Raw genomic sequence first — 4,318 nt, 5'->3', positions numbered from 1 at the left:
CGCAATTTGCCGTGATCTTCGGCGAACGTTTCATCAGAGCCATGGCGGCCTGATGATCAACCGCCCGGCCGCACACGGAAATCCTGACAGTCCCACAGCTTTACCGTCGCGTTCGGCGATGCCGTCCCCGATGCCCTTACGCCCCGATGCACTTTCTTGGCGGAGGCCTCTTCGCTGATGTGCTTCGACCTAGCGCCACGCCGGGCTTGACGTCCACTGTGGGGCGATTGTTGCCGAACGATTCTTCTTCGCGCAGCATCAGCTATGGTCAATTATCTCCTCCAAACCGGACAATCCCCTAACCACCCTTGATCGCCGTTCACTGGGCCGATCGGCGCCAAGCCTTCCCGATAGCGGTTGGTCCACTCTTGGGTGGAAAAGCTGCCCGGCCGGAGCGACCAATTGCGGGCATCCCTTCCCGGTACGCACCTGACGGAAGGGCAGGTGGCTACAAATGCTGCGCTCTTGGGCCTGTGCCCCTCCACCACTCGCTGTGCGAGTGGTCCCCCCTCCCCGTGTCGGGGAGGAATGCTTTCTTCCCACCTCAATGCGTCACCCGAGCGAAGGATGCGCAGGCTGGCGCCGGGGCACGTCATCCCGCCGTCGACTAGCTCTTCTCCATATCTTTGCCATTCGGCTCGGCAGGGCGATCACACGGAAGGGGCGGGTGGCAGGAAGCGGGCCATTCTTGCCTGCAGCAGGGCGATCAGGTCCGGGGCCATGAAGGCGTAGTCGTCGGGGATGTCGAGGCAGATGATCCTTGTGCCGCCAAGGGCGGCGCGGAAGCGCTGCTGGATCTTGGCGCGATGGGTCTTTTCCATCACGAAGATGGTGTCGGCCCAGCGCAGCATCTCATCGTCCAGCGGCGTTTCCGCATCATGGTTGGTGCCCGCCGACAGGGTTTCGATGCCCGGATGGTCGGCGAAAATCTGTTCGGCGGTGGGGCTGCGCAGCTTGTTCTGGCTGCAGACGAAGAGATAATGCCGGTCCCGCTCCCTCACTTGCCGTAGCCGGTCATGGAAAAGGGGCGGGCCTTCACGCCGGTGGCCCATGTCTTGTTGGGGTTGGCCTGCATGGTGAAGCGCAATTCGCCGCCGGCGCGCAGTTCCGCGTCGGTGATATAGCCCCGGTCGAGCGGCTTGCCGTTCAGCGTCACCTTGCCGATGTAGCGGTTGCTGTCCGACAGGCCGTCGGCAATCACGGTGAAGCGCTGCCCGTTCGGCAATGCCATGTCGGCGCGGTTGACGAAGGGGCGGCCGATCACATATTCGTTGCTGCCCGGCGCGACGGGATAGAAGCCCAAGGCGGTGAAGACCAGCCAGGCCGACATCTGGCCCAGATCGTCATTGCCGGCCAGGCCCTCGGCCGTGGGCTTATACTGGCTGTCGACGATCTGCTTCAAGCGCTCCTGCGTGCGCCAGGGCTGGCCGGCATAGCTGTAGAGATAGGCGACATGGTGGCTGGGCTCGTTGCCATGGATATATTGGCCGATCAGGCCGGAAATATCCTCGGCATGGCTATAGTCGATCTTGCTATTGTCATAGTCGAACATGGCGTCGAGCTTGGCGACGGTCTTCGCGTCGCCGCCCAGCAGGCGGAACAGGCCGCCCTGATCGTGCGGCATGAACCAGCTATATTGCCAGGCATTCCCCTCCGTATAGTCGCTGCCATAGTTGATCGCGGTCGGATCGAAGGGGGTGCGGAAGCTGCCGTCCGCCTTGCGCGCGCGCAGGAAGCCGGTCTTCGCGTCGAAGCTGTTGCGCCAGTTCCGGGCACGCTTCTCGAAGCGCTGGGCCGTGGCGGTGTCGCCCAGCTGGCGGGCGAGGCGGGCGATGGTCCAGTCGTCATAGGCATATTCGACCGTCTTGGAGGCCGCTTCGGGCTCGCGGTCGATGGGGACATAGCCGAGCTTCATATAGTCGCCGAGGCCGCCATAGGGGGCATAGTCGGCGCTGGCGACCATGGCCTTGAGCGCGCCGGCGCAATCGATGCCCCTGATCCCTTTCAGGCAGGCGTCGGCGATGACCGGGACGGCATGATAGCCGATCATCGTCCAGGTTTCCTTGCCGCCGAACTGCCAGACGGGGAGGATGCCGAACGGGCTGGTCTTTTGCCCTGCGACCAGCGAGTTCACGAAATCGGCATTCTTCGCTTCGGGCTGGATCAGCGTCAGCAGCGGATGTTCGGCACGGAACGTGTCCCACAGCGAGAAGGTGGAGTACATGGTGAAGCCGGTTCCGGCATGGACCTGGTCATCCGGTCCGCGCCAGCGGCCGTCGGCATCGCTCCAGGCGCCGGGCGCCATCAGGCTGTGATAGAGGGCGGTGTAGACATTGGTGCGCATCGCTTTGGGCGCGTCGATCTTCACCGCGCCCAGCGCATCGTTCCAGGCGGTGCGGGTCTTGGCCCGGATCGCATCGAAGTCGCCCGGCTCGCTGGCGAGGTTGGCGATGGCGCCATCCTCGTCCACGCCCGACAGGGCGACCTTCGCCTCGAGCGGTTTCGTCAGCGGGCCGAAGTCTAGCTGCGCCACCAGCGCGCGGCCGGACAGGGAATCCAGCGTTTCGGGGCCGCGACCGGGGCCTTTGAAGCCCTTGTAGAGAATATCCTTCTCGGTGCTGACGAACTGGTGGCCGGTCAGCGGCGCGGAAAAGCGGATGGCGAAGAAGATGCGCCGGGGCGTGGCCCAGCCGCGCACCTCGCGTGATCCGGTAATCGTGCCGTCGGGGCGGATGCGGATCGAGGACCAGAGGATCTTGCCGGGATAATCATAGATGATCGAGCGCAGGTCGAGCACCAGATGCGCGGCCTTGCCGGTGGGGAAGGCATAGCGGTGGACGCCGACGCGCGTGCCGGCCGTCATTTCCGCGCGCACGCCCGGATCGGTCAGGGTGACGGCATAATAGCCGGCCGAGGCGACCTCATCGGCCTTGTGCGAGCGGAAGCCGGGCGTCTTGTCGTTGCCGGCCTCCAGCGGGACGCTGTCGCCGCTGACCGGCATCACCAGGAAATCGCCCAGGTCGCTATGGCCCGCGCCCGAGAAATGGGTGTGGGAAAAGCCAAGGATCACCGGGTCTTCGTGGCGATAGCCGGCGGCCCAGGCATAGGTCTGGCGCGCCGGGCCGACATGGGTGTCGGGCGAGAGTTGCACCATGCCGAAGGGGGCTACGGCGCCGGGGAAGGTGTGACCTTCGCCCGAGGTGCCGATGAAGGGATCGACCGCATCGACCGGCGCGGAAGGCGCTTCGCTGGTCTGGGCGGAGAGGGCGGTGCCGGCGAGCAACGTGGCCAGCAGGAAAGGGCGAGCGATGCGGGTCAGGATCATGGCGCTGGGTTAAATCACGGGCGGGCGGCCGGGCCAAGCCGATAGCGGCAATTTTCTGTCCCCAAGAAAGGCTGGGCTGGCGTCGGCCGGATTGGCTGGCTAGCTATTGGGGTAATGAAAAGAGCGTTGATCGTCCGACATGTGCCGCGCGAGGGTGCGGCAGGCTATCTCCAGCCGATCGAGGCGGCCGGCTATCAGATCGAGCGGATCGATGTGGCCAGCCCCGATTTCGCCGATATCGACCTGACCGAGCCGGACCTGCTCATCATGATGGGCGGGCCGATGGGCGTCTATGAGCAGGATGTGCATCCCTGGATCCCGGTGCAGATCGGCAAGCTTTCCGCGCGGCTGGCGGCGGACCGGCCGACGCTGGGCGTGTGCCTGGGCAGCCAGATGATCGCGGCGGCGCTGGGCGCGCGGGTGTATCCGGGCGGGCATATGGAACTGGGCTTTGCCCCGGTCAGCGTCAACGCGGCGGGGGCGGGGTCGCCGCTGCGCCATATCGACGGGGTGCCGGTGCTGCACTGGCATAGCGACACGTTCGACCTGCCCGATCAGGTCGAACTGCTGGGTTCGACCGATCGCTATGCGCATCAGGCGTTCCGGCGCGGGGCCAATCTGCTGGCGCTGCAATTCCACGCCGAAATGGGCGAGGATCCGCGTTTTGCGGATTGGCTGACCCATTTCTGGGCCGATCTGGACGTGGCTGGACAATGCGGCGTCGCGCTGCGCCAGGATCATGACGATCATGGGCCGAGCGCGGTGGCGGCGGGCCGGGCGATGATCGGCGAATGGCTGGCGGGGATCAGGGCGTAAAGCGCTGACCGCCGTTTGCTGCGAGCGTGGAGGGGCTGTCTGACTGGGCGGCATGGGCAAGTTCGGAATGTCTGCGAACGTGGGTGGGTTCAACGGGTGACGGCAACACTTTAATCTTTTGAGGAAGATGGAGTGTCGCGATGAAGCAGCGTCGTCGGATCTATTACACGGCCAGCC

At 65.0% G+C, this 4,318-nt stretch carries 3 protein-coding genes; 1 reads left to right on the top strand and 2 read right to left on the bottom strand.

The window, feature by feature from the left end:
* Nucleotides 1–650 precede the first annotated feature (650 nt).
* Both GGQ90_RS28680 and GGQ90_RS28675 read right to left on the bottom strand, forming a co-directional pair.
* Complete coding sequence (locus GGQ90_RS28680; protein ID WP_188084631.1) at nt 651–1,001, bottom strand: low molecular weight protein tyrosine phosphatase family protein; 351 nt, start codon at nt 999–1,001, stop codon at nt 651–653.
* Nucleotides 998–3,325: a GH92 family glycosyl hydrolase gene (locus GGQ90_RS28675; RefSeq protein ID WP_188084630.1), complete on the bottom strand. Its 2,328-nt coding sequence runs from the start codon at nt 3,323–3,325 to the stop codon at nt 998–1,000. The genes GGQ90_RS28680 and GGQ90_RS28675 overlap by 4 nt, the downstream gene beginning before the upstream one ends.
* Nucleotides 3,326–3,439: 114 nt before the next feature.
* On the opposite strand from GGQ90_RS28675, the gene GGQ90_RS28670 reads away from it, so the two are divergent.
* A complete protein-coding gene (locus GGQ90_RS28670; protein ID WP_188084629.1) occupies nt 3,440–4,141 on the top strand; it encodes a glutamine amidotransferase in 702 nt (233 codons plus the stop codon).
* The last annotated feature ends 177 nt before the right edge of the window (nt 4,142–4,318 follow it).

This window comes from Sphingobium scionense, from assembly GCF_014197035.1.
GTDB classification, from domain to species: Bacteria; Pseudomonadota; Alphaproteobacteria; order Sphingomonadales; family Sphingomonadaceae; genus Sphingobium; species Sphingobium scionense.
This window is presented reverse-complemented; position numbering and strand designations above follow the sequence as displayed.

What these genes read in the sequence shown, in the direction of transcription:
- GGQ90_RS28675 (WP_188084630.1), bottom strand. Translation starts at nt 3,325, where the DNA reads ATGATCCTGACCCGCATCGCTCGCCCTTTCCTGCTGGCCACGTTGCTC.
- GGQ90_RS28670 (WP_188084629.1), top strand. Translation starts at nt 3,440, where the DNA reads ATGAAAAGAGCGTTGATCGTCCGACATGTGCCGCGCGAGGGTGCGGCA.